The sequence below is a fragment of the Paraburkholderia terricola genome (assembly GCF_900142195.1).
In the GTDB taxonomy this organism is placed as follows: Bacteria; Pseudomonadota; Gammaproteobacteria; order Burkholderiales; family Burkholderiaceae; genus Paraburkholderia; species Paraburkholderia terricola.
Window position 1 is genome coordinate 222,096 of sequence record NZ_FRAB01000001.1, and the last position, 23,935, is coordinate 246,030.

Genomic DNA, 23,935 nt, shown 5'->3' on the forward strand with positions numbered 1-23,935 from the left:
GTGTCAAATCACTCCGGATTTTAAGGGTACAAAGAAAACGCGATCAAGCCGCGACTCGCGCCACTGCGCGGGTCCGAGGCGCTCGACGAGAGTCAGCACCTGGCTGTGCCCCTCCTGCGAGCCGACCGGCGCGACCAGACGGCCGCCGATCGCGAGTTGTTCAAGCAAGGCCTGCGGTACGTCGAGTCCCGCCGCCGCGATCACGATCGCGTCGAACGGCGCCGCCGACGGCAAGCCCAATCGTCCGTCGCCGTAGTGCAGCCGAATGTTCGGAATGCGCAGCGGACGCAAGTTTATCTTCGCGCGCTCGGACAACGGCTTGATGCGCTCGATCGAATACACCTCGCGCGCGACCTGGCTCAGCACCGCCGCCTGATAGCCGCAACCAGTGCCGATTTCCAGCACGTTGTTCAACGCGCGGCCGGCTGCCGCGAGTTCGATCATGCGCGCGACGACCGAGGGCTTCGAGATGGTCTGATGGTGGCCGATCGGCAGCGCGGCATCTTCATACGCCTGGGCCGCGAGCCCCGGATCGACGAACATGTGGCGCGGCACCACCGACATCGCGTTCAACACGCGCGGATGGGTGACCCCGTTCGCTCGCAGGCGTTCGACCATCCGTTCGCGAACCCGTTCCGAAGTCAGCGCCAGGGCGCCGTTCAGGGCGACGCTCGGCGCGGCGGCGCGGTCGCTGAGTTTGGCGGCGGGCTTACTCGACGGCGCGCCGTTGGGCGCGGTGCGCGGTGCGAGGATTTGCGCGGCGGCTTTCGCCAGGGGTTTGGGTTGCGATTGAAGCTGCGGCTTGGACTGAGGTTTGACCGCGGTGTGGGCCGGCCCCCTTGCTTGAGGCTGAGCTGGCGGCCTGGCCTGCGCCTTGACCTCCGACTTCGCCTGGGCCGGAGCTTGCGCCTCGGGCGTCCTGGCTTGAACTGGCTTGGCCTGAACCGGCTTGGTGTGAGCGCCTTTCACCGACGAAGCGGATGACGCGTTTTTCGCCGACGGCTTGCGAGCGTTGAGCGCCGCGCTCGCGGCGAATGCCGCCGCGCGGATTTCTCCCGGACGGCCTTCGGGCCGGCGCGGTTCGCGCACCAGGTCCTCGAGGCCGAGCGGAAAGCGCTTCGCGCGCTCGTTCGTCATGAAGCGCTGCTGCCGGCGCGCGCCCAGTCGCGCGCGGCGGGCAGCATTTGCGTGTGGGTCAGATCGAGCTGCAACGGCGTGATCGACACATGGCCGTTGGCGACCGCATGAAAATCCGTGCCTTCGCTCGCGTCGCGCGCGCTGCCCGACGGCCCGATCCAGTAGATCGGCTCGCCGCGCGGGTTGGTCTGGCGGATCACCGGCTGCGACGGATGCCGCTTGCCCAGACGCGTGATCTGCCAGTCACGCAATTGCTCATACGGCAGATTCGGAATGTTGACGTTCAACAGCGGATGCCCCGGCAGCGGCTGCGCGAGGTAATGCGCGACGATCTCGGCGGCGACGCGCACCGCGTCTTCGAGATGCACCCAGTCCTTGTCGACCAGCGAGAACGCGATGGCCGGCACGCCGAACATGATGCCCTCGGTGGCGGCGGCGACGGTGCCCGAATAAAGCGTGTCCTCGCCCATGTTCTGGCCGTTGTTGATGCCCGAAACGACGAGGTCCGGCGTATGGTCGAGCATGCCCGTGAGCGCAATATGCACCGAGTCCGTAGGCGTGCCGTTCACGTAGTAAAAACCGTTCGCCGAACGCAGCACCGAGAGCGGGCGTGACAGCGTCAAGGAATTCGACGCGCCGCTGCAGTTCTGTTCGGGGGCCATCACGGTGACATCCGCGATCGGCTTGAGCGCTTCATGAAGCGCGGCAAGACCAGGCGCCAGATAACCGTCGTCATTGCTGAGTAGGATTCGCATGCGGCGATTGTAACCGAGGAAAGAAGACGCGCGAACGACACCGCGCCCGGTCTGCAATGCACGGGCGGATTGTCCGGGGTGGGCGGTCTCGGGTCGGGTTTAAACCAGGTTTGAGCCGGCTCGGATCGCGTTGCGAGCGCGTGCGCGGCGCCACAACCGTACGGTCGTGCGGATTGTTTTACACTCGATAGGATTGCAACGCCCCGAAGCAAGTCCCCGTGCGGGACGCTGATCGATACGGAGACACGATGCGCGCGATTCGCTGTAAGCAATACGGGCCACCGGAAAGCCTGGTGGTCGAAGATCTGCCGGACCTCCAGCCGCCGCCCGGCCACGTCGTGATCGACGTCAAAGCCGCGGCCGTCAATTTTCCCGATGTGCTGATCATCGAAAACAAATACCAGTTCAAACCACCTCTGCCCTTTACGCCCGGCTCGGAAGTCGCGGGAATCGTGCGGGCGGTCGGCGCCGATGTCACGCGGTTCAAGCCGGGCTCGCGCGTGGTGGCGTTCACCGGTTCGGGCGGCTTCGCCGAGCAGGCGCTGGCGCCGGTCGACGCGTGCGTGCCGCTCGCGGACGATGTCGATCTGGAACTGGCCGCCGCGTTCACGCTGGCCTACGGCACGTCGCATCACGCGGTGGTCGATCGTGGCGCGTTGCAGGCGGGTGAAACGATGCTGGTGCTGGGCGCGGCCGGTGGCGTCGGGCTGGCGGCGGTCGAGATCGGCAAGGCGCTCGGCGCGCGCGTGATCGCGGCGGCGTCGAGCGACGAGAAACTCGCCGTCTGCGTGAAGCATGGCGCGGACGCCGCCATCAATTACGGCACCGAGGACCTGCGCGAGTGCATCAAGGCGCTCACCGACGGCAAAGGCCCGGACGTGATCTACGACCCGGTCGGCGGTGTCTATGCGGAGCCGGCATTTCGCAGCATCGGCTGGCGCGGGCGTTATCTCGTGGTCGGCTTTGCGAACGGCGAGATTCCGAAGCTGCCGCTCAACCTGACGCTGCTCAAGGGCGCGAGCGTGGTCGGCGTATTCTGGGGCGACTTCGCGAGGCGCGAGCCGCAGCGCAATCACGCCGCGTTCGAGCAGATGACCGGCTGGATCCGCGAGGGCAAGCTCAAGCCGTACGTGTCGGCGCGCTATTCGCTCGAGGATACCGGCCGTGCATTGCGCGATATGGCCGAGCGTCGCGTGATCGGCAAGGTGGTGATTACGCCGTAGGTGTCGGGTGGTTGAGCGGTGTTTCGTTCGGCGGCCGTCCAGGCGGCAAAGGAAAACGGCGTGCGGCTCGCGAACCGCGCGCCGTTTTTTGTGGCTTGCACTTGTTCAGCCGCGCGCTGGTTGAATGCGATGCTCGTCGAGGCCGGCGCGCCTGTCAGCGCCCCGCCCTCGAACGCTTACAACTTCTCCGTATCGCCCGTCTTCGGTTGCCACTTCATCAGGCGCCGCTCGCCGATGCCGACAAGCGCATCGAGAATCAGCGCGAACGCGGTCAACACGAGAATCCCCGCGAACACGGTATTGATATCGAAGGTGCCTTCGGCCTGCAGAATCAGGTAGCCGACGCCGCGCGCCGAGCCGAGATACTCGCCCACCACCGAACCGACGAACGCCAGTCCCACCGAGGTGTGCAAGCTGGAAAACACCCAGCTCATCGCGCTCGGCAGATAGACGAAGCGCAGCAACTGCTTGCGGTTCGCGCCGAGCATGCGCGCGTTGGCGAGCACGACCGGGCTCACTTCCTTCACGCCTTGATAGACGTTGAAGAACACGATGAAGAACACCAGCGTGACGCCGAGCGCCACCTTCGACCAGATGCCGAGGCCGAACCACACCCCGAAGATCGGCGCGAGAATCACGCGCGGCATCGAATTGGCGGCTTTGATGTACGGATCGAACAGCGCGCTCGCGAGCGGCGAGAGCGCGAGCCACAAGCCGACGCCGAGCCCGAACGCGGTGCCGAGCGCGAACGCGAGCACCGTCTCGACGAGCGTGATCCACAGATGCAGATAGATCTCACCCCCCGTGAACCATTCCCAGATCCGCTGCAACACCTTTTGCGGCTCGCCGAAGAAGAACGCGGCCTTGTTCGGGTCGTCGAAATAGAACGCCGGCAGCAGCGTCGGGCTGGTCAGCACGTACCAGAGCGCGAAGCACAGCACGAGCAGCAGCCATTGCCAGATCACCAGATTCGCCCGGTTCGGGCGCAACGTCTTCCACATGTCTCGATTTGCCTTGGACGATTGATTAGCGATAAGCGCAAATGCCGAACGCGACGACCGAACGCAACGGCGCGAAGCGCTGAACGCGCGGTTAAACCGCGGTCAGTTGCTGCTGGTAACCCTTGAGGACCTCATCGCGCAGCACGCTCCAGATCTGCGCGTGCAATTCGACGAAGCGCGGATGCGCGCGAATCTCGGCAACGTCGCGCGGACGCGGCAGATCGATCGTGAATTCGCCGATCGGATGCGTGCCCGGCCCGGCCGAGAGCACCACCACGCGGTCCGACATCGAGATTGCCTCGTCGAGATCGTGCGTGATGAACAGCACGGCTTTGCGTTTGGCCGCCCACAGATCGAGCAGCTCGTTTTCCATTAGCTGGCGCGTCTGGATATCGAGCGCCGAAAACGGCTCGTCCATCAGGATGATGTCGGGATCGAGAATCAGCGTCTGCGCCATCGCCACGCGCTTGCGCATGCCGCCCGACAGTTGATGCGGATAGCGGTCGCCGAAACCGCCGAGGCCGACGCGCTTGAGCCACTCGTCCGCCTTGCCGCGCGCTTCGGCCGGCGGCACGCCCTGGAACGCGAGGCCCGCCATGACGTTGTCGATAGCGGAGCGCCACGGCATCAGCGCGTCCGCCTGGAACATGTAGCCGGCGCGCCGGTTGATGCCCTTGAGCGGCTCGCCGAACACGCTGACCGTGCCCGACGACGGCCCCAGCAAGCCCGCGCCGACGTTCAGCAGCGTGGACTTGCCGCAGCCGGTCGGGCCCACCACGGAGACGAACTCGCCCGGCGCGATGCGCAGCGTGGTGTCCTTCACGGCCGTATAGCGCTGCGCGCGGTTGTCGCGCGCGGCGAACGTGCAGGTGATGTTTTCGAGCGCCAGGGCGGCAACGGTCATCGTTCGGCTCGCTTCGAGGATCGGTTTCGGTTTGTGACGTCGACAGTCAGGGGCCGCTTGCTCGGGACGAACGCGGCGCGTGTCGCGCTCGTCCCTCCCTGCCCCTGGTTTATGCCTTGACGGTGGCCAACGCCTTCTTGACGAAGTCGTTGGTCCAGGTTCTCGACAGATCGATGGGCTTGCCTTGCACGTTCGGGTCGAACGCCTGCAAGGTTTTCAGCGCGGTCGCCGGGCCGTCCGTGGGCATCAGCCCGTCCGGCGACATGGCTTCCTTCACGTGCTGCCACGCGTCCAGATACACCGCGCGGTCGCCGAGCAGGTAGCCTTCCGGCACCGTGTTGATCAACTCGGTGCCGGTTGCCGTTTGCAGCCATTTGAGCGCGCGCACCATCGCATTGGTGAGCGCCTGCGTGGTGTTCGGGTTCTTCGTGATGAAGCTTTGCGACGCGTACAGGCACCCTGCCGGCATGTCGCCGCCGAATACGCTGCGCGTGTCGGCGAGCGTGCGCGTGTCCGACACGACGCGAATCTCGCCGGTGCGCTCGAGCTTGGTCATCACCGGATCGAGATTGGCGAGTGCGTCGATCTGGCCGGACTGCAACGCGGCGATCGCGCCGGCGCCCGCACCGACGCCAATGAACGCGACGTCTTTCGCGGTGAGCCCCGCCTTACCGAGCACGAAGCTCGCCATGATCGAAGTCGACGAACCCGGCGCGGTCACGCCGATTTTCTTGCCCTTCAGATCAGCGATCGATTTGTAGTTCGGCATCGTCTTCTTCGACACCGCGAGCACGATCTGCGGCGCGCGCCCTTGCAGCACGAATTCGCGGAACGACTGCTTTTGCGCCTGCAGCAGCAAGGTGTGCTCGAACGCGCCGGACACCACGTCCGCGCTGCCGCCGACCGCTGCCTTCAACGCTTGTGACCCGCCGGCGAAATCGGAGATTTCGACGTCGAGCCCTGCTTCCTTGAAGTAGTTGCGGCGCTCCGCAATGGTGAGCGGCAAGTAATAGAACAGGTTCTTGCCGCCGACGGCGATCGCCACCTTGGTGGTTTCAGGTTTGCCCTGCGCGAAAGCGAGCGGCGCGGTGGTGGCGAGCGTGGCGCCAGCGAGCGCGGCGGTTCCGGCGAGGAAGGTTCTGCGTTGCATGTCGAGTAGTCTCCAGCTTTCGTTGTTCAGCTTTTTTCTCTTCTTGCCGCGGCGTTCGTGGGCGCCATGCCCGCGTTCGGGTTCGCGTCACCGCGTGCGGCAAGTTGCGCACGCCGTCGCTGGTCACGCGCGGCGGGCCTTGCCGGGCACGCGCTCATTCAAACGATCTGTTGCGCGTGCAAGCTTGCAATGTGGTCAGCATCATAACCTAGCGACTGTAGGACTTCATCGGTATGTTCACCCAGTTCGGGACCGAGCCAGCGCGTTTCGCCGGGGGTTTCCGAGAGCTTCGGCGTGACCGACGGCAGCGTGATGTCCTGGCCGTCCTGCCATTTGAAGCGCTGGATCATCTGGCGCGCCATGTACTGCGGATCGGTGAACATGTCCGCGACACTGTAGATGCGGCCGGCCGGCACGTCGGCCGCATTCAGCACCGCGAGCGCTTCGTCGATGGTGCGCGTCGCGAGCCATGCGGCAATCGCGCCGTCGATCTCCTGGGTGCGCGGCACGCGGCCGTCGTTGTGCGCGAGCGCCGGATCATTCGCGAGATCGTCGCGCTCGATCGCCACCATCAGCCGCTTGAAGATCGGATCGCTGTTGCCGCCGATCACGATGCTGCCGTCGCGGCACGGATACGTATTCGACGGCACGATACCGGGCAACGATGCGCCGGTGCGCTCGCGCACCATGCCGTACACGCCGTACTCGGGCACCACGCTTTCCATCATGTTGAAGACGGCCTCGTACAACGCGACGTCGACCACTTGCCCCTTGCCGCCGTTCACCTGCTTGTGATGCAGCGCCATTAGCGCGCCGATCACGCCGTGCAGCGCGGCGATCGAATCGCCGATCGAAATGCCGATGCGCGGCGGCGGCAAATCCGGATAGCCGGTAATGTGACGCAAGCCGCCCATCGATTCGGCGATCGCGCCGAAGCCGGGCCGGTCGCGATACGGCCCGGTCTGGCCGTAGCCGGATAGACGCACCATCACGAGGCCGGGATTTTCCGCGGATAGCACGTCGTAACCGAGCCCGAGTTTCTCCAGCAAGCCCGGCCGGAAATTCTCGACAACGATATCCGCTTCTTTCGCGAGGCGCCGCACGATCTCCTTGCCCTCTTCGGCCTTCAGATTGATCGTGACGGATTTCTTGTTGCGCGCCTGCACCGCCCACCACAGCGACGTACCGCCCACCTCGGGATAGAGCTTGCGCCACTTGCGCAGCGGATCGCCGCCTTTGGGATCCTCGATCTTGATGACGTCCGCGCCAAATTCGCCGAGAAAGCGCGCGGCGAACGGGCCGGCGATCAGCGTGCCGAGTTCCAGCACCTTGACGCCGGCAAGCGGGCCGGGTCGGGTGGCTTGATCGGGTTGACCTTCATGCGCGGCGCTCGTGTCTGATTCAGGGGTGACGCTCATGTGTCTCCTTTCTTCTGTCTTCGAGGTGTGCAGTGGTGGAGCGCATCAGGCGGCGATGCCTCGCCTCGCTGAAGCTGCGTGCGGCGGCGGAAGCCTCGTGCTACATCGAACGACGGTCGAGCATCGCGCGGGCGATCGTGCCGGCGTCCACATATTCGAGTTCACCGCCCACCGGCACGCCGCGCGCGAGGCGCGTGACGGCAAGACCGCGCGCCTTGAGCGTCTGCCCGAGGTAGTGCGCGGTGGCTTCGCCTTCGTTCGTGAAATTGGTCGCGAGCACGACTTCCTTGACCACGCCGTCGGACGCGCGTTTGACCAGCCGGTCGAAATGGATCTCCTTCGGGCCGATGCCGTCGAGCGGGCTCAAGCGTCCCATCAGCACGAAATAGAGACCGCGATAGGTCATCGTCTGTTCGAGCATGATCTGGTCGGCGGGTGTTTCGACGACGCACAGCAGTGTGGGATCGCGTGCGGCATCAAGGCAGACCTCGCAGATTTGCGCCTCGGTGAACGTGTTGCACTTCTCGCAGTGCTGCAGATGCTCGGTCGCGAACAGCAGCGAGCGGCCGAGCTTTTCGGCGCCCTCGCGGTCGTGCTGCATCAGGTGGTACGCCATGCGTTGCGCGGACTTCGGCCCGACACCGGGCAGCGCGCGCAGCGCTTCGACGAGCGCCGACAAGGCGGAAGGTTGTTTCATGCGGAATCGGCGTCGAAGTGGGTGTTACGCGGTATGCGGTTGACTCGGTGAGGGTCTGGTTTGCTTGCGTTGCCTAAGCTGCCTGGGTTGCTTCTACTGCTTTCGTTTCTGCGTCCGCTGCGTCGAGATTCCTGACTGCGTGCCGGACAGGCGCGCGGGATCGCCCCGAGCGCGCCGGCGCGCATGGCAAGCGCGCGCGGCTCGCGTTCAGCTTACGCAGCGGCGCGGCATGACCGCAGCCACGCGCGCCGCGTCGAGCGCCGCGGGTTCAGAACGGCAGCTTGAAGCCCGGCGGCAGCGGCAGGCCCGAGGTCATGCCGCCCATTTTTTCCTGAGCAGTGGCTTCGGCCTTGCGCACGGCGTCGTTGAATGCAGCGGCGACGAGGTCTTCCAGCATGTCCTTGTCGTCGGCGAGCAGGCTCGGGTCGATCGACACGCGGCGCACGTCGTTCTTGCAGGTCATCGTCACCTTCACGAGACCGGCGCCCGACTGCCCCTCGACTTCGATCTGCGCGAGTTGCTCCTGCATCTTCTTCATGTTTTCCTGCATCTGCTGGGCTTGTTTCATCAGCCCGGCGAGTTGGCCTTTCATCATGGACGTGCTCCTTCGTGATAGCGTGAAATTCGGTGAATCGGGCGCGCTCGGGCGCTTCAGTGTTATTGGGCGAGGCGAATCAGTGGGCCGGCGGCGCGCCGTTCTGACCCGCGTCCGGCGTGATCGGACGGATCGAGCCGGGCACGATGCTCGCGCCGAACTCGCGGATCAGCGACTGCACGAACGGATCGGCGCCGATCTCGCGCTCCGCTTCCCGCTGACGCTGCGCGCGCATGGCGGCGTCGTGCGCGGCCGCTGTGCGGCGCGCCGCGCCGACCTCGACCAGCACGTCGACATTGTGGCCGAGCTTTTCGGCGAGCGCCGCTTTCAGTTTAGCGACCTGCGAGGCTTCCGCGTACTGCGGCACCGGCACGTTGAGTTTGAGCGTGTTGCCTTCGAGCGCCATCAGTTCGCTATTGAACGCGAGCTGATACGAAATGCCCTTGAGCGGCAGGTCGACGGCGAGCGCCGGCCAGTCGCCCTTGAAGCCCAGCGGATCGAGCGGCACGGCGGGCGGCAGCGGACGTTCATCGACCTCCGGCGCCGGTGCGGGTGCGGCGTTCACGCGGACGTCGTCGGGGCCGCTGTCGAATACCGGCATGTAATCGTCGTCAGGCAATCCGTAATAGCCTTCGTCCGCTGCCGTGAGCGGCAGGTAATCGTCGGGAGGCATGTCGTCCCACGGCGGCATCGGCGAGCCGTTCCGCTCGACGCCGTTCTGTCCGGTGCCGTTGCGCTGGGCCGGCACCGCTGACGACGGCGCGCGTGCAGCCGGCGCGGCATCTTGCGGCGCGCGACGCGCGGCGCCGGGCGTCGGCACGGGAACGACCACGCGCGGCGCGGCGGGTTTGGGCGCGGCTGAAGCGGTGGGCTTCGCGGACGCTGCGGGGGTGGCGCGGCCACGGTCCGACGATACTTTCAGACCCGCGCTGCGCAAGACATCGAGTGCGGCGCTCGCACCGCCCGCGCGGCGCGGTGGCGCATCGGCTGCGGTTTGTGGTTCCCGTTCTCGCGACGCCGCTACCGCCGCGACTTGCTCCGTGCCTCCGGCGGCGGCTGCGGCCGGTGCGGTGAGCGCGGACGCAGGCGTCGGGTCATCGGGGCCGGCTGCTCGAGGCGGTTGGTTGACTGCCGGCTCGGCAGGCGCGTCTTCCCACGGAGCCAACGCTCGCGCTGCGGTGGGCTGAGTGGGCGTGGATGCCTGGGCCGCGGGTGTCGCGTCAGCCGCTGGCGCCGCTCTGGCGCCGGTTGCCATGGGTGCGGGCGCAGCAGGCGCGATTTCGGACACCGGCGCATCGGTTGGCATGGGGGTCGATGCCGTTGGCGTCACCTCGGGCACCGGCACAACGTTTGCCACCGAACTGGCGTCATTTGCCGTCGGTGTCGATGCGGTGGGTATCCCCTCGGGCAACGGCGCAACTGCCGCCGAACTGGCGCCGGTTGCCATCGGTGCCGACGCCGCGGGTGTTACGTCGGCCGCCGCTGCCGCTGACTCGGCATTCGCGCCGTCCGCTATAGGCGCTGGCGCTGAGTTCACTGGATCACAAACCGGCGCCGACTCATCGACGTCAGTCGCTTCGGCAATATTTTTCGGTTCTGGCGCCGTTACAGTGCCTTCGGCGGAATTCGCATGCACGGGTCGCGCGCCGCCCACCGCAGCTTGCGCCTGAACGGCACCGGTGGTTTCCTCGGCAGGCGCCGCACTTTTAGTGGACACGCCAGAGACGGCGCCCTTCTCCGTCATCGCACCCGAAACCTGCGAGTCACGGACCGCCGCGCCAGCGCTGGCCGTTTCCCGCGCGTCCGGCTGCGCGACCGCTGCGGCAGCCGTTGCCGGCAAACCTGCCGCGCCGCGCTGCGCGGCCACTGCCGGCGTGCCGGCGCGCTGCGCGCCGCCCGCGCCCGCCTGACCCGCCTGACGCGCGGCACCGCCCACGCCGCCACCGCCGCCCGTAGGCGCCGGCTCGAACGCCAGCATGCGCAGCAGCGTCATCGTGAAGCCGGCGTATTCGTCGGGCGCGAGCCCCAGTTCGCTTCGGCCGATCGTCGCGATCTGATAGAACAATTGCACCCGCTCCGCGCTCAACGCTTCGGCGAAACGGCGCAAATCGCCTGCTTCAGGCCATTCGTCCAGCACCGACGCCGGCGCGAACTGCGCCCACGCGATACGGTGCAGCAGGCTCGCCAGATCCTGCAGCGCCGTCGAAAACGACAGGCTGCGCAGCGCCATCTCGTCGGCCACCGACAATACCGCGGCGCCGTCGCCGTCCGCCAGCGCGTCGAGCAGGCGTATCAGATAGCTTTGATCGAGCGCGCCGAGCATGCCGCGCACGGCTTCTTCATTGACCTGATTGGCCGAGTAGGCAATCGCCTGATCGGTCAGCGAGAGCGCGTCGCGCATGGAGCCGTCGGCCGCGCGCGCGAGCAGGCGCAGCGCCTGGGCGTCGTACGGCACCTTCTCTTCGCCGAGAATGCGCTCGAGATGCGAGACGATATGGCCGGCCGGCATCTGCTTCAGATTGAACTGCAAGCAGCGCGACAGCACGGTAACGGGAATCTTCTGCGGATCGGTTGTGGCGAGAATGAACTTGACGTGCGACGGCGGTTCTTCCAGCGTCTTCAGCATCGCGTTGAACGCGTGGTTGGTCAGCATGTGCACTTCGTCGATCATGTAGACCTTGAAGCGCGCATCGACCGGCGCGTACACCGCGCGCTCCAGCAACGCCGCCATTTCGTCGACGCCGCGATTGCTCGCCGCGTCCATTTCCACGTAATCGACAAAGCGCCCTTCGTCGATCTCGCGGCACGCGCGGCACACGCCGCACGGTGTGGAGGTCACGCCGGTTTCGCAATTCAGCGCCTTGGCGAAGATGCGCGACAGCGTGGTTTTGCCGACGCCGCGCGTACCGGTAAACAGATAGGCATGGTGCAAACGGCCACCGTCGAGCGCGTGCGTGAGCGCGCGCACCACGTGCTCCTGTCCGACGAGCGAAGCGAAATCCTTCGGCCGCCATTTGCGTGCGAGAACTTGATAGGTCATCTGGAAATTGTATCAGTAACGATGCCGTGCAAAACCGAATCAGACGGCATGCGAACGCACGTTGCCGCCGCATTGAAAGTGGCTAACGGACCGATAGAAAAAAATAGATGAAGTGCGCGGACGACGCTACCACGGCATGACGGCATGCAATTCGCACAGCGGAAACGCTGGGACAAAACCGGAGTTGGGGGTAAGGCAGAGGAAGACAGAAAAAGGAAGGTGACGAGCCCGACCCTCGGCACTGGTGGAAAACGGCTGTGGCTGCTTCGTTCCCGACCTGACCAGGTTGACCATCCCTCCATGCGAGGAGGCCCGTCACGAAACATTCTATCACCGCTTGGATCGTCGCGCGACTGTTAATACGGCCAAAGCCGCATTGGCACGTCGAATCGCGAGCTTTGCATCACGTATCGCTCTGCCCACGACGGGCGTCGACGCCACTTGATGTTTGCCGCAAGCGTCACCAGATGGGGGATGTCGTGGCTAGTGAAAGAGGGTGGCACTTCATCGGCAGCCGTCGTCGGCCCCACTGCCCCTGACGAGTACTATCGCCCCCGGCAACGCATAGCGAATTAAGCTAAACTGCTATTCGGATGACCCGCAACCGCGCGCCTTCCGCACATTCGGGAACCGGGTCTTCGCGTTTTCCGGGCTGTGTCGGCAAGGCTCCGATTGCGGCAAAGCGAACAGAAGTTTCCTTGGGTTTTGACGTATCGTGGCGAGCAATTCAGGCGGGCCTCGAACCGATAGAGGTATTCATACAATGAGCGAACAAATCAAGCATATTAGCGACGCATCGTTCGAACAGGACGTCGTGAAATCCGATAAACCCGTGCTGCTCGATTTCTGGGCTGAATGGTGCGGTCCGTGCAAGATGATCGCGCCGATCCTCGACGAAGTCGCGAAGGATTACGCCGATCGCCTGCAAATCGCCAAGATCAACGTCGACGAACATCAATCGACGCCGGTCAAGTTCGGCGTGCGCGGCATTCCCACGCTGATCCTCTTTAAGAATGGCGCAGTCGCCGCGCAGAAGGTCGGCGCATTGTCGAAGTCGCAGCTCACCGCGTTCCTCGACGGCAACCTGTAAAGCGGCGCGCATCGGCACGCGGCAAGTCTCTCCAGACCGCCCCGCGCCGGTATTGAGCGTGTTGTCTACCGACAACACGCTCAACGAGAAAGATGCCATGTCGTCGCGCTGACGGCAGTTGGCGTGTGCTATGCTAGAATCCGCAAAACGTCGTGAAGACGTGTAAGTCCTTGAGCGGTTCCGCTCACTCTCCTCCCAGATTTCATTTCGTCGCACCTTCTCCTGCGGGTTCTCCGTATGCATTTATCCGAGCTTAAGACTCTGCACGTGTCCGAATTGATCGAGATGGCCAATGGCCTCGAGATCGAAAGTGCGAACCGCCTGCGCAAACAGGAATTGATGTTTGCCATTCTAAAAAAACGAGCCAAAACGGGCGACACGATCTTCGGCGACGGCACGCTCGAAGTGCTGCCGGACGGCTTCGGCTTCCTGCGTTCACCGGAAACCTCGTATCTCGCCAGCACGGACGATATCTATATCAGCCCGTCGCAAATCCGCCGCTTCAACCTGCATACGGGCGACACGATCGAAGGTGAAGTGCGCACGCCGAAAGACGGCGAGCGCTATTTCGCGCTGGTGAAGGTGGACAAGGTCAACGGCCAGCCGCCGGAAGCCTCGAAGCACAAGATCATGTTCGAGAACCTCACGCCGCTGCATCCGAACAAGGTGCTGCTGCTCGAACGTGAAATGCGTGGCGAGGAAAACGTCACGGGCCGCATCATCGACATGATCGCGCCGATCGGCAAGGGCCAACGCGGCCTGCTGGTAGCTTCGCCGAAGTCCGGCAAGACCGTGATGCTGCAGCACATCGCGCATGCGATCAAACAGAATCATCCTGACGTCGTGCTGTTCGTGCTTTTGATCGACGAACGCCCCGAAGAAGTGACGGAAATGCAGCGTTCGGTGGCCGGCGAAGTGATCGCCTCCACGTTCGACGAGCCCGCCGCGCGTCACGTGCAGGTCGCCGAAATGGTGATCGAAAAAGCCAAGCGCCTCGTCGAAATGAAGAACGACGTGGTGATTCTGCTCGACTCGATCACGCGTCTCGCGCGTGCATACAACACGGTCGTGCCGGCCTCGGGCAAGGTGCTGACAGGCGGTGTCGACGCGAATGCGCTGCAGCGTCCGAAGCGCTTCTTCGGCGCCGCGCGCAATATCGAGGAAGGCGGCTCGCTCACCATCATCGGCACCGCGCTGATCGAAACCGGCAGCCGCATGGACGACGTGATCTACGAAGAGTTCAAGGGCACCGGCAACATGGAAGTGCACCTCGAGCGCCGTCTTGCTGAAAAGCGCGTCTACCCGTCGATCAACCTGAACAAGTCCGGCACGCGCCGCGAGGAACTGCTGATCAAGCCCGAGGTTCTGCAAAAGATCTGGGTGCTGCGCAAGTTCATTCACGACATGGACGAAGTCGAGTCGATGGAATTCCTGCTCGACAAGATTCGCCAGACCAAGAGCAACTCCGAATTCTTCGACATGATGCGGCGCGGCGGCGGCAGCTAAAGCCTCGCGCAGCAACAGTCGCGGCAGACATGCCGCCTCCTTCAGAAAGCCGCTCGTCGAAAAACGAGCGGCTTTTTTTTCGTCCGCGCTCAAAAGGACGTGCAGCCCGGCAACCTGCACGTGAACGTACACGTTGCAGTACAATACGAGCACCCCGTTACGTTCATTCAAGCGTATGCCGAAGGATTCATCCGCCCTGCTCACCGTGCGCGAAGCCGCCGAACGCCTCGGCGTCACGCCGCGCACGCTGAAGTACTACGAGGAACGCGGCCTCGTCTCGCCCACCCGCAGCGGGGGCCGCTACCGGCTGTACGACGACGAAGACCTGAAGCGCTTCGGCCGCATTCTGCGTCTGCGCTCCCTCGGCTTCTCGCTGCACGGCATCACTGAAATGCTGAAGCGCCCGCTCGAACCCGTCGAGGGCGGCCACCGTTTTTCGACCGAATCACTCCAGCAGATTCGCGACGCCATCGCACAGCAGGTCGCGGCGCTCGACGCGCGCATCGAAACCATGCGCCGCGACCTCAAGGAAGCGCAGAAGCTGCGCGCCGAACTGAGCCCTGACCTCGACTATCTGGAACGGCGCCTCGCCGGCGAAAATGCGGACGCGCTCCTCGAACAACGCCGCAGCGCCCGCGCCAAATCCTCGGATGCGCTGCTTGCGAAGCCCAAGCGCGCGCGCAAGTCCGGCGGACAATCGTGAGTTCGGCATCGCCCCGCGCGCCGCTGTTCAGCGTCGACAAGCTGCGCGGCGATTTCTTTCCTTGGGTGCTGGCCGTCGTCACCGGCCTCGACTACTTCGACAATGCGATCTTTTCGTTTTTCACGAGCTATATCGCGGGCGGCATCAACGCCTCGCCCGACGAGCTCGTGTGGGCGTCGAGCGCCTATGCGATCGCGGCCGTGCTCGGCATCCTCCAGCAGCAATGGTGGGTCGAGCGCTTCGGCTATCGTCGCTACGTGGCCGGTTGCATGCTGCTCTATGCCGCCGGAGCACTCGCCGCGACGCTGTGCGAATCGTCGATCGAACTCGCATTGGTGCGCGGTGTTCAGGGCTACTTCATCGGCCCGATGATGGGCACGTGCCGCATCCTCATTCAGATGAGCTTCACGCCGCGGCAGCGGCCCGCGGCTACCCGCGCGTTTCTTATATTGATCGTCCTGAGCAGCGCGCTCGCGCCGCTGATCGGCGGCCAGTTGATCGCGCATTTCGGCTGGCGCGCGCTCTTTGCATGCACCGCGCCGGTGGGCCTGCTGTTCGCCGTGCTGGCTTTGCTCGCGCTGCCCGACTCCGGCAACCGCCTGCCGGACGAACGCGGTTCAGCGCATTTCTGGCCGTACATCGTATTCGCATTCGCGCAGGGCGCGCTGCAGATCGTGATGCAGCAAGTGCGCTTCCAGTTGTTCAGCGCGTCGCCCGAACTGATCCTGCTGACGGTCGCGGGCCTGGTCGCACTCGGCTGGTTCGCGTATCACCAGTGGCACCACCCCTCGCCGCTCGTGCGACTGCACGCGCTGCGCGAAAAGGTGTTCCAGGCCGGACTCGTGCTGTACATGTTCTATTACTACATCTCGACGGTGCTGGGCTATCTGATCTCGCGCTTCCTCGAGGGCGGACTCGGCTATCCCGTCGACAACACCGGTCAACTCGTCGGCGTGACCTCGCTGATTTCCGCGAGCGCGCTGTTCGTCTATCTGCGTTATGCGAAGCTGTTGCCGCACAAAAAGTGGATCATCGTGTCGGGGTTCGCGGTAGCCGCGCTGACCGCGGCATGGATGACGCGCATGTCGCCGGCCGTCGGCGAGTCGGCGCTGTTCGCACCGCTCCTGCTACGCGGCCTGCTGTTGCTGTTCATCGTGCTGCCGGTCGCCAATCTGACGTTTAGAATCTTCGCTATCGAAGAATTCACGCACGGCTACCGGTTGAAAAACATCGTCCGCCAGTTGACGATCTCGTTCGCGACGGCCTCGGCGATCATCGTCGAACAGCATCGGCAGGCGCTGCATCAAGCTCGCCTCGCGGAGTTCGTGAATCCGTACAATCCGGTGTTCCAGAATTCGCTTGCCGCGTTGACGAGAAGTTTCGCCGCCGCCGGCCGCCCGGCGTCCGAGGCGCACTCGCTTGCATTGGTTGAGATCAGCCGGAGCGTCGCGCGGCAGGCCAGCTTCCTGGCCTCGCTGGACGGCTTCTACTTCCTGATCGGCGTGGCGATATGCGGCGGCCTCTTTGCCGCATGGCAAAGACAGATCGACTAAAGGTTCATCAGGCCATGCTTTCGAAACTCACTCAATGGCTGGGCGCGCGCCGCCGCCACCGCGCGCTGCGCGACTACGCGATCGACGACGCGCTGTGGCAAGCCACGCTCGACGGCTTGCCGTTTCTCGCACACCTGGAGGCGCCCGACCTCGCGCGTCTGCGTGAGCTCACGAGCCTCTTCATCGCGCAAAAGGAGTTTTCGACCGCGCACGAGCTCGAACTCACCGACGCGATGACCGTCTCGATCGCCGCGCAAGCCTGTTTGCCGGTGCTGAACCTGAGCCTCGATCTGTACCGCGGCTGGGTCGGCGTGATCGTCTATCCAGGCGAGTTCGTGATCCGCAAGACCGTCGAGGACGAAGACGGCGTGGTGCACGAAGTCGAACAGGACGCCAGCGGGGAAGCATGGGAAGGCGGACCGGTGGTGCTGTCGTGGGAAGACGCGCAGATGACGGACGGCGCGGAGGCCTATAACGTCGTGATCCACGAATTCGCGCACAAGATCGACATGCTGACCGGCGAGGCGGACGGCCACCCGCCGCTCATGCGCCGTTGGCACGCGCCGCTCGATTCGGAGGCATGGGCGGACGTGTTCGACCATGCTTACGACCAGTTCTGCGCCAAAGTCGACGCGGTGCCGGAGCGCCGATGGGCGCGTTTCGAGCGCGATTGCCTGATCGATCCGTATGCGGCGGATCATCCATCGGAATTCTTCGCCGTTTGCAGCGAGGCGCTGTTCGTGAAGCCGCAGGCCTTCGAGGCGGAATATCCGGAGCTCTACCGGCTGCTCGCGCGCTATTACCGGCAGGACCCGGCGCGCGTCGGCGTGACGTTCGGTCCCGCTTGAGCGCTTCTCACTGCCGGCGAAAAGCTGCGGGAAAGTCGTCAAGCGACTGATTTTCTGGCATAATCGCCGTTTTTCGACCATAGGCAAGTGGCTCGCGCCTAGATGCGGTCCGCGCTCATAGCGGCTGCACGCGGGTTGGCTACCGCCAGATCAAAGGAAAGACCATGAAAGAAGGCATTCACCCCGATTACCGCGAAGTCCTGTTCATCGACATGTCGAACGACTTCAAGTTTGTGACGCGCTCCACCATCCAGACGCGTGAAACCGCCGAGTTCAACGGCAAGACCTACCCGCTCGCCAAGATCGAAGTGTCGTCGGAATCGCATCCGTTCTACACCGGCCAGCAAAAGATCATGGACACGGCAGGCCGCGTCGAGAAGTTCAACAAGAAGTTCGGCACGCGCGCTACCGGCAAGGCAGCAGCAAAGTAATACCGCCTCGTCGCCGGCTGTTTGCCGGCCACGCAGCAGCAAAAAAGGGCAGCGCGAGCTGCCCTTTTTTGTCGCCGGAGCTGTTGCTCTACCCAGGGTGCATGTTCGTCACGTCCCGGCTCTTCCGTGCCGGTGTTGTTACAGCTTACCCACCCACGTTGCGAGCCGTTACCGGCCGTGACGCGCATCGCACGGCACGACTACAATGCCGGATGCTCCAAATTGGCCATTCCAGCCGGACATTCCGTCCGGTCCCGGCTGCACCGCTTACCCGTTACCCACACACCGCATGAGACCTGTCGTTCGCCTCACTGCCTCCGCGACCAGTGCGTTGCCGCGCTGGCTGCTGCTCACCATTTGTATCGTCTATGCGTCGTTCGGTCTGTTCGGCCGCGATCCGTGGAAGAACGAGGACGCAGCCGGCTTCGGCGTCATGTGGACGATGGCCAACGGCGGTGTCCACGACTGGCTGCTGCCGAATCTGGTCGGCAAGTACCTGACGGAAGACGGTCCGCTCGGTTACTGGCTCGGCGCCAGCGCGATCCGCGCGCTCGCGCCGTGGGTCGACGCGAGCAACGCGTCGCGTGTGTTCACGGGTCTGCTGTTTTGCGCGGGCTGCGCGTTCGTCTGGTATGCCGCCTATCTGCTCGGTCGGCGCGCCGAGGTGCAGCCGTTCAAATATGCGTTCGGCGGCGAGCCGGAACCGCGCGACTACGGCCGCACGCTCGCCGACGGCGCGCTGCTGATCCTGCTCGCCTGCTTCGGCCTCGCCGAACGTGGCCACGAAACCACGCCGCAACTGGCGCAGTTCGTCGGCATCGCGATGCTCGTGTACGGACTGGTGCGCATGATCGACAAGCCGATTCAAGGCGCGCTGATCTGGGGCCTCGCGCTCGGTCTCGTCACGTTGGCGAGCAGCCCGGTGCTGGTCGGCGCGCTGCTGCTCGGCACGCTCTCGATGACCTTGATCGTGCGCGAGGCGCGCTCGCGCTGGCTGCTGCTGGCCGGCTTGCCGGTGGCGCTCGCCTTGTCGATCGCGTGGCCGATCGCCGCGCTCGCCGCGTTTCCCGAGGACGCCGTCTGGTATCTGCATCAATGGTTGCACGTCAGCCTGAACGCGTTCGCCGGGCCGCCCGGCTCGGTGACCGCGTACGCGCTGAAGAACCTGCCGCTCTTCACGTGGCCCGCCTGGCCGCTGGCGCTGTGGGCATGGTTCAGCTGGTCCGGCCTGCGGCGCGCGCCGCACGTGGCCATTCCGCTCTCGGTCATCGGACCGCTGCTGGTGCTGGTCGTGCTGCAAAGCCATCAGTCGAACCGGCTCTACATGCTGCTGCTGCCGGCGCTGGCGGTTCTCGCCACCTTCGCATTGCCCACGCTCAAACGCGGCGCGATCAACGCGATCGACTGGTTCGCGCTTCTGAGCTTCACGATCCTCGGCAGCTTCGTGTGGCTGGTGTACATCGCCGGGCTGACCGGCTTTCCGTATCCGCTCGCGCGCAACCTCGCGCGCCTCGCGCCGGGTTTCGCGCCGCAGTTCAAGATCCTGTCGTTCGTGTGCGCCGTCGCCGTGACGGTCTGCTGGTTCGTGCTGGTGCAATGGCGCCTCGCACGTCATCCGAAAGTCTTGTGGCGCAGCGTGGTGCTCTCGAGCGCCGGCACGACGCTGATGTGGGTCCTGCTGATGACGCTGTGGCTGCCGGTCGTCAACTACAGCCGGACCTATAAGGATGTCGCCCAGCAGATCGCGAGCCATCTGCCCGAGGACTACACCTGCATCTCGCCGGTGCGTCTGGGCAATGCGCAGATTGCGACCTTCGCCTACTTCGGCGACATGCACTTCTCGTTCGACCAGGACTGTGACGTGATCCTGCGCCAGGACACGCAGGACTTCGGCGAGCCGAGCGCGATGTCGAACTTCGTCTGGAAGCTGGTGTGGCAAGGCCGCCGCGTGGCCGACCGCGACGAACGCTTTCGCCTTTACGTGCGTATCGACCGCCCGAAACCGCCGGTCGTCAAACGCCGCGGCTGGCGCAAGAATCCCGGCTGAGCATGTTCGCCGACGTACGGAAAATCGCCGAGCTCGCATGGCCCGTGCTGATCGGCCAACTGGCGATCATCGCGTTCGGCGTGATCGACACGGCGATGGTCGGCCGTTATTCGGCCGTCGATCTGGCCGCGCTCGGCCTCGGCTCGTCGATCTACATTTCCGTCTATATCGGCTTGACCGGCATTCTGACCGCGCTCCAGCCGATTGCCGCGCAGTTGTACGGCGCGCGCCGCTACGCGGAAATCGGCGAGGAAGTGCGCCAGGCGCTGTGGCTCGCGCTTGCGTTGACCGTGCTCGGTTTTCTGATTCTCTATTTTCCGGGGCCGATGCTGCGTCTCGCGCGGGTGCCCGAAGCGCTGCACGAGCGCACGATCGCGTACCTGCGGATCCTGTCGTTCGGCTTGCCGGCGAGCCTTGCGTTTCGCGTCTACAGTTCGCTGACCAATAGCGTCGGCAAGCCGCGGCTCGTGATGATCCTGCAAATCGGCGCGCTGCTGCTCAAGGTTCCGCTCAATACGTGGTTCATCTTCGGCGGGCTCGGCGTGCCGGCGATGGGCGGTCCCGGCTGCGCGCTCGCCAGCACCGCGATCAACTGGGGACTTGCCGCCGTCGGCATGCTGGTGTTGACGCGCGTCGACGTGTTCACGCCATTCGGGATCTTCGAGCGCTTCTGCTGGCCGGTGTGGCGGCGCCAGGCGGCGCAGTTGCGTCTCGGCATTCCGATGGGCCTGTCGTATCTGATCGAAGTCACCTCGTACACCTTCATGGCGCTCTTCATCGCGCGTTTCGGCACGACGACGCTCGCGGGCCATCAGATCGCCGGCAACATCGGCGCGGTGCTGTACATGACGCCGCTCGCGATCGGCATTGCTTCGTCGACGCTGGTCGCCCAGGCGCTTGGCGCGCATCGCCCGGAAGCGGCGCGCACGCTGTCGCGGCACGGCATCATCATGGCCGTCGCGATCGCCAGTTGTTACGGCGCGATCGTGCTGGTGTTGCGGCCGTACATCATCGAAGGCTATACGACGAATAAGCAGGTCGCGGCGGCGGCGTTGCCGCTGGTGTTGATCGTCGTGGGCTATCACCTGTTCGACGCCTTGCAGATCACCACCGCGTTCGTGCTGCGCGCCTATCAGGTGGCGGTCGTGCCGACCGTCATCTATGCGCTCGCGTTGTGGGGCGTGGGACTCGGCGGCGGCTATCTGCTCGGCTTCAACGTGGGCGGCTTCACGCCGTCATGGCTGACCGGCGCGCGCGGTTTCTGGGTGGCGAATACGGCGAGCCTGGCGATTGCGGGCATCGGCCTGCTGATGTACTGGCGAGCGGTGAGCCGGCGATAAAAAGCGGCGGTCTGAAGCGGCTACATGAAGCGGCTACATGAAGCGGCTACCTGAAGCGGCTATCTGAAGCGGCTACATGAAGCAGCCGCCCGCTCATCCGGCAATCCAAAGCGGCGCGCTGCCTCGGCCACGCGCCCGCCCACGCGGCAATCTCAAGCGGCGCGCGCCTCCTCCGCCACTCGCGTTCCTTCCGGCAATTCCGCCCCGTTCGCCCGATCGTGACGCTCGAAAATCTCGCGCGCCGCGAACAGCGCATTGAGCGCCGCCGGAAAACCCGCATACAGCGCCATCTGCATGAACACCTCGACGATCTCCTCGCGCGTGCAGCCGACGTTCAGCGCCGCCTCGATATGCACCTTCAACTGCGGTTGCGCACAGCCGAGCGTGGCCAGCGACGCGATCGTTGCAATTTCCCGCGCGCGCAGATCGAGTTGCGGCCGGCTGTAGATGTCGCCGAAGCCGAACTCCAGCAGCAGACGTCCGAAATCCGGCGCGATCGGCGCGAGCGCGGCGATCACCTGTTCGCCGGCCGAGCCGTCGATTTCCTTGAGTTTGTTCCAGCCTCGGGTGTAGCGGTCGTTTTCTGCGTGTTCCATGGCGAGTCCTTTTCCGAATGTGAAGGCGATTGAGTTGCGTCGGTCTGTCGTGTCGGATCGCACCCGGTGGACGCCTGCGCGGCGGCATCGATCGCGGCCTCGTAGTAGGCGATCTTGTCGACGATCGCGCCGAGGTTGCTCTGCAACTCGTCGATCCGCGCCAAAACCGCGTCCCGGTGCGCCGCCAGCATCTGGCGGCGGGCGTCCATCGTAGGCTGGCCTTCCGCGCGCAACGCCGCGAAGGCCTGCATCCCGGCGATCGGCATGCCGGTCGCTTTCAGACGCATCACGAACTTCAGCCAGTCGAGGTCGGCCGGCGAATACAGGCGATGCCCCGCCCGCGTTCGCCCAACCGCCCGTATCAGGCCGGCCTGTTCGTAGTAGCGCAGCGTATGGGTGGAGACGCCGATGGTCTGTGCGACCTGCCCGATGGTGAGTGCTTTTGACATGACGGTACTCAGGTTAGGACTTCGAGTGCACTTTAAGTCAAGCGCGCGACGCTGTCATTTGTCGGCGCCGGCATATTTTCTTTTCGATGTATTTGATCGATAAGCTCACAAGAGCCTAATCGGTAGGCAAAAGGTTTAAAGATTGTCCGCACTGATTTACTTGTCACGAATCGATCGGTATAACTCGTCGGCGTTCGCAAATAAGGGCGCGCATTTGTCCTATGCTTAAGCGCGGCGCCCGCTAACAGCATGCGCCGCCCGTTCCCCGGTTGACTTTTCTGCCCTCAATGGAGTGCTTGCCATGCTGAAGAAGCTTTTGATGCTTTGCGTTGCGTTGGCGTTGTCGCTATCGGCCGGATTCGCGGCGGCCGTCGAGGTAAATTCCGCCGACCAGGCGGCGCTCGAATCGGTCAAGGGTATCGGCCCGGCGCATGCGAAGGCGATCATCGAGGAACGCTCCAAAAACGGTCCGTTCAAGGACGCCGACGATCTCGCCGCGCGCGTCAAGGGCATCGGCAGCAAATCGGTGGTCAATCTCGAAGGGGCCGGTCTGACCATCAACGGCTCCTCCGCGCCGCCTACCGGCGCGAAGCCAGCCACGAAGTCGAGCGGCGCCGCGAGCACCAAGGCGGCGCCGGCAGCCACTACCGCCGCGCCGGCCACGGCCGCGAGCACCACGCCGGCTACGCCTGCCGAGGCATCCGGCGCGAAACCGTCGAAGTCGAAGAAGAAGAGCAAGGCCGCGGCGTCCGAAGCCGCGGCCGCGTCCGCGCCGGCAGCCGCGGCTAGCGCGCCGGACGACGCATCCGGCGCCAAGACCTCCAAAAAGAAGGCGAGGAAGAGCAAGGCTGCATCGGCCGCGGCAGCCTCCGGCGGCGCGTAACGCCCCCAACGGCGCCGCGCAACCGCGCGGCGTTTTCACCCGCCGACCCGTCGAGCACGCGTCGGCATTCAAGAGAGACCGTCATGAGCCTACTCGACACCATCGGTTCCCTGATGGGTAAATCGCCCGAAGGCGGCGGCCAGCAAGCGCTGGTCGCAGCCGCACTCGAATTCGTCAACAACCAGCCGGGCGGCCTGAACGGCCTGATCGAGCGATTCCGGGAGAAGGGCCTCGGCGACATCGTGTCGTCGTGGGTCAGCAACGGCGAGAACCAGCCGATCGCCGCCGAGGCGCTGCAAGGCGTGCTCGGCTCTGAAACCGTCACCAACCTCGCGGCGAAAGCCGGCGTGCAGCCCGATCAGGTCAGCGGCCTGCTCTCACAGATCCTGCCGCACGTCGTCAATGCGGCCACGCCTGACGGCGAAGTGCCGGCCGAGGGCAAGCTGAACGCCACCACCGTACTCGGCGCGCTTGGCGGCCTGACGGCGCTGTTCGGCAAGGGCACCGCCTAAGCGCTTTTACCCTGCTGTTCACCTCACGCCTCGCACTGTCTGAGCAGCAAGAGCGTG

Annotated in this window: 22 protein-coding genes and 1 other RNA gene; 11 read left to right on the forward strand and 12 right to left on the reverse strand. The window is 64.7% G+C overall.

Translation table 11 applies throughout. From position 1 onward, the window contains the following. Positions 1-3: 3 nt before the first annotated feature. Positions 4-1,137, reverse strand: coding sequence for a protein-L-isoaspartate(D-aspartate) O-methyltransferase (locus tag BUE39_RS00945; RefSeq protein WP_073426781.1), 1,134 nt, complete (start codon positions 1,135-1,137; stop codon positions 4-6). Continuing rightward, on the reverse strand, positions 1,134-1,892 hold the full coding sequence (gene surE / locus BUE39_RS00950) for a 5'/3'-nucleotidase SurE (RefSeq protein WP_073426782.1): 759 nt from the start codon (positions 1,890-1,892) through the stop codon (positions 1,134-1,136). The genes BUE39_RS00945 and surE overlap by 4 nt, the downstream gene beginning before the upstream one ends. A gap of 248 nt (positions 1,893-2,140) precedes the next feature. Between surE and BUE39_RS00955 the strand changes: the two genes are divergently transcribed. Beyond that, positions 2,141-3,115, forward strand: coding sequence for an NADPH:quinone oxidoreductase family protein (locus BUE39_RS00955; protein WP_073426783.1), 975 nt, complete (start codon positions 2,141-2,143; stop codon positions 3,113-3,115). A gap of 176 nt (positions 3,116-3,291) precedes the next feature. Here BUE39_RS00955 and BUE39_RS00960 read toward each other — a convergent pair whose 3' ends face one another. The 8 genes from BUE39_RS00960 to ffs form a co-directional block, all read right to left on the reverse strand. After that, positions 3,292-4,116, reverse strand: coding sequence for an ABC transporter permease (locus tag BUE39_RS00960; protein ID WP_073426784.1), 825 nt, complete (start codon positions 4,114-4,116; stop codon positions 3,292-3,294). Between the two features lie 91 nt (positions 4,117-4,207). After that, positions 4,208-5,020 carry an ABC transporter ATP-binding protein gene (locus BUE39_RS00965; RefSeq protein WP_073426785.1) on the reverse strand — a complete coding sequence of 271 codons (813 nt, stop codon included), beginning with the start codon at positions 5,018-5,020 and terminating at the stop codon, positions 4,208-4,210. A gap of 109 nt (positions 5,021-5,129) precedes the next feature. Then, positions 5,130-6,170, reverse strand: coding sequence for an ABC transporter substrate-binding protein (locus BUE39_RS00970; protein WP_073426786.1), 1,041 nt, complete (start codon positions 6,168-6,170; stop codon positions 5,130-5,132). 158 nt (positions 6,171-6,328) lie between these two features. Next, complete coding sequence (locus BUE39_RS00975) at positions 6,329-7,588, reverse strand: CaiB/BaiF CoA transferase family protein (protein ID WP_073426787.1); 1,260 nt, start codon at positions 7,586-7,588, stop codon at positions 6,329-6,331. Positions 7,589-7,688: 100 nt separating this feature from the next. Then, on the reverse strand, positions 7,689-8,285 hold the full coding sequence (gene recR / locus BUE39_RS00980) for a recombination mediator RecR (protein WP_073426788.1): 597 nt from the start codon (positions 8,283-8,285) through the stop codon (positions 7,689-7,691). 268 nt (positions 8,286-8,553) lie between these two features. Beyond that, positions 8,554-8,880 carry a YbaB/EbfC family nucleoid-associated protein gene (locus tag BUE39_RS00985; RefSeq protein ID WP_006048866.1) on the reverse strand — a complete coding sequence of 109 codons (327 nt, stop codon included), beginning with the start codon at positions 8,878-8,880 and terminating at the stop codon, positions 8,554-8,556. A 79-nt stretch (positions 8,881-8,959) separates the two neighbouring features. Next, on the reverse strand, positions 8,960-11,920 hold the full coding sequence (gene dnaX / locus BUE39_RS00990; RefSeq protein ID WP_073426789.1) for a DNA polymerase III subunit gamma/tau: 2,961 nt from the start codon (positions 11,918-11,920) through the stop codon (positions 8,960-8,962). Between the two features lie 218 nt (positions 11,921-12,138). After that, positions 12,139-12,237, reverse strand: an RNA gene (gene ffs, locus BUE39_RS00995) — signal recognition particle sRNA small type. Positions 12,238-12,683: 446 nt separating this feature from the next. Between ffs and trxA the strand changes: the two genes are divergently transcribed. The 8 genes from trxA to BUE39_RS01035 all read left to right on the forward strand — a co-directional run bounded on the left by trxA (position 12,684) and on the right by BUE39_RS01035 (position 21,438). After that, positions 12,684-13,010, forward strand: coding sequence for a thioredoxin TrxA (trxA, locus tag BUE39_RS01000; protein WP_006048864.1), 327 nt, complete (start codon positions 12,684-12,686; stop codon positions 13,008-13,010). A gap of 237 nt (positions 13,011-13,247) precedes the next feature. Then, positions 13,248-14,516 (forward strand): transcription termination factor Rho, encoded by a 1,269-nt coding sequence (rho, locus tag BUE39_RS01005; RefSeq protein WP_006048863.1) that lies wholly within the window; start codon positions 13,248-13,250, stop codon positions 14,514-14,516. Positions 14,517-14,691: 175 nt separating this feature from the next. Continuing rightward, positions 14,692-15,219: a MerR family transcriptional regulator gene (locus BUE39_RS01010; protein WP_073426790.1), complete on the forward strand. Its 528-nt coding sequence runs from the start codon at positions 14,692-14,694 to the stop codon at positions 15,217-15,219. Beyond that, positions 15,216-16,772 carry an MFS transporter gene (locus BUE39_RS01015; protein ID WP_073426791.1) on the forward strand — a complete coding sequence of 519 codons (1,557 nt, stop codon included), beginning with the start codon at positions 15,216-15,218 and terminating at the stop codon, positions 16,770-16,772. The genes BUE39_RS01010 and BUE39_RS01015 overlap by 4 nt, the downstream gene beginning before the upstream one ends. Before the next feature lie 14 nt (positions 16,773-16,786). Then, positions 16,787-17,620, forward strand: a complete 834-nt coding sequence (locus tag BUE39_RS01020; RefSeq protein ID WP_073426792.1) for a M90 family metallopeptidase — start codon at positions 16,787-16,789, stop codon at positions 17,618-17,620. Positions 17,621-17,784: 164 nt separating this feature from the next. Beyond that, positions 17,785-18,051, forward strand: coding sequence for a type B 50S ribosomal protein L31 (locus BUE39_RS01025; protein WP_073426793.1), 267 nt, complete (start codon positions 17,785-17,787; stop codon positions 18,049-18,051). A 289-nt stretch (positions 18,052-18,340) separates the two neighbouring features. Beyond that, the gene (locus BUE39_RS01030) at positions 18,341-20,098 is read left to right on the forward strand and encodes an ArnT family glycosyltransferase (protein ID WP_073426794.1); all 1,758 of its coding nucleotides are present in this window, start codon (positions 18,341-18,343) and stop codon (positions 20,096-20,098) included. A 2-nt stretch (positions 20,099-20,100) separates the two neighbouring features. Next, a complete protein-coding gene (locus BUE39_RS01035; protein WP_073426795.1) occupies positions 20,101-21,438 on the forward strand; it encodes an MATE family efflux transporter in 1,338 nt (445 codons plus the stop codon). Positions 21,439-21,590: 152 nt separating this feature from the next. Here BUE39_RS01035 and BUE39_RS01040 read toward each other — a convergent pair whose 3' ends face one another. Then, the gene (locus BUE39_RS01040) at positions 21,591-22,034 is read right to left on the reverse strand and encodes a carboxymuconolactone decarboxylase family protein (RefSeq protein ID WP_073426796.1); all 444 of its coding nucleotides are present in this window, start codon (positions 22,032-22,034) and stop codon (positions 21,591-21,593) included. Then, positions 21,953-22,483 carry a MerR family transcriptional regulator gene (locus BUE39_RS01045; protein WP_073426797.1) on the reverse strand — a complete coding sequence of 177 codons (531 nt, stop codon included), beginning with the start codon at positions 22,481-22,483 and terminating at the stop codon, positions 21,953-21,955. The genes BUE39_RS01040 and BUE39_RS01045 overlap by 82 nt, the downstream gene beginning before the upstream one ends. A gap of 301 nt (positions 22,484-22,784) precedes the next feature. Here BUE39_RS01045 and BUE39_RS01050 point away from each other — a divergent pair, with 301 nt between their 5' ends. Continuing rightward, on the forward strand, positions 22,785-23,366 hold the full coding sequence (locus BUE39_RS01050) for a ComEA family DNA-binding protein (protein ID WP_073426798.1): 582 nt from the start codon (positions 22,785-22,787) through the stop codon (positions 23,364-23,366). After that, positions 23,336-23,878, forward strand: a complete 543-nt coding sequence (locus BUE39_RS01055) for a YidB family protein (protein WP_412534834.1) — start codon at positions 23,336-23,338, stop codon at positions 23,876-23,878. The genes BUE39_RS01050 and BUE39_RS01055 overlap by 31 nt, the downstream gene beginning before the upstream one ends. Positions 23,879-23,935: the final 57 nt, after the last annotated feature.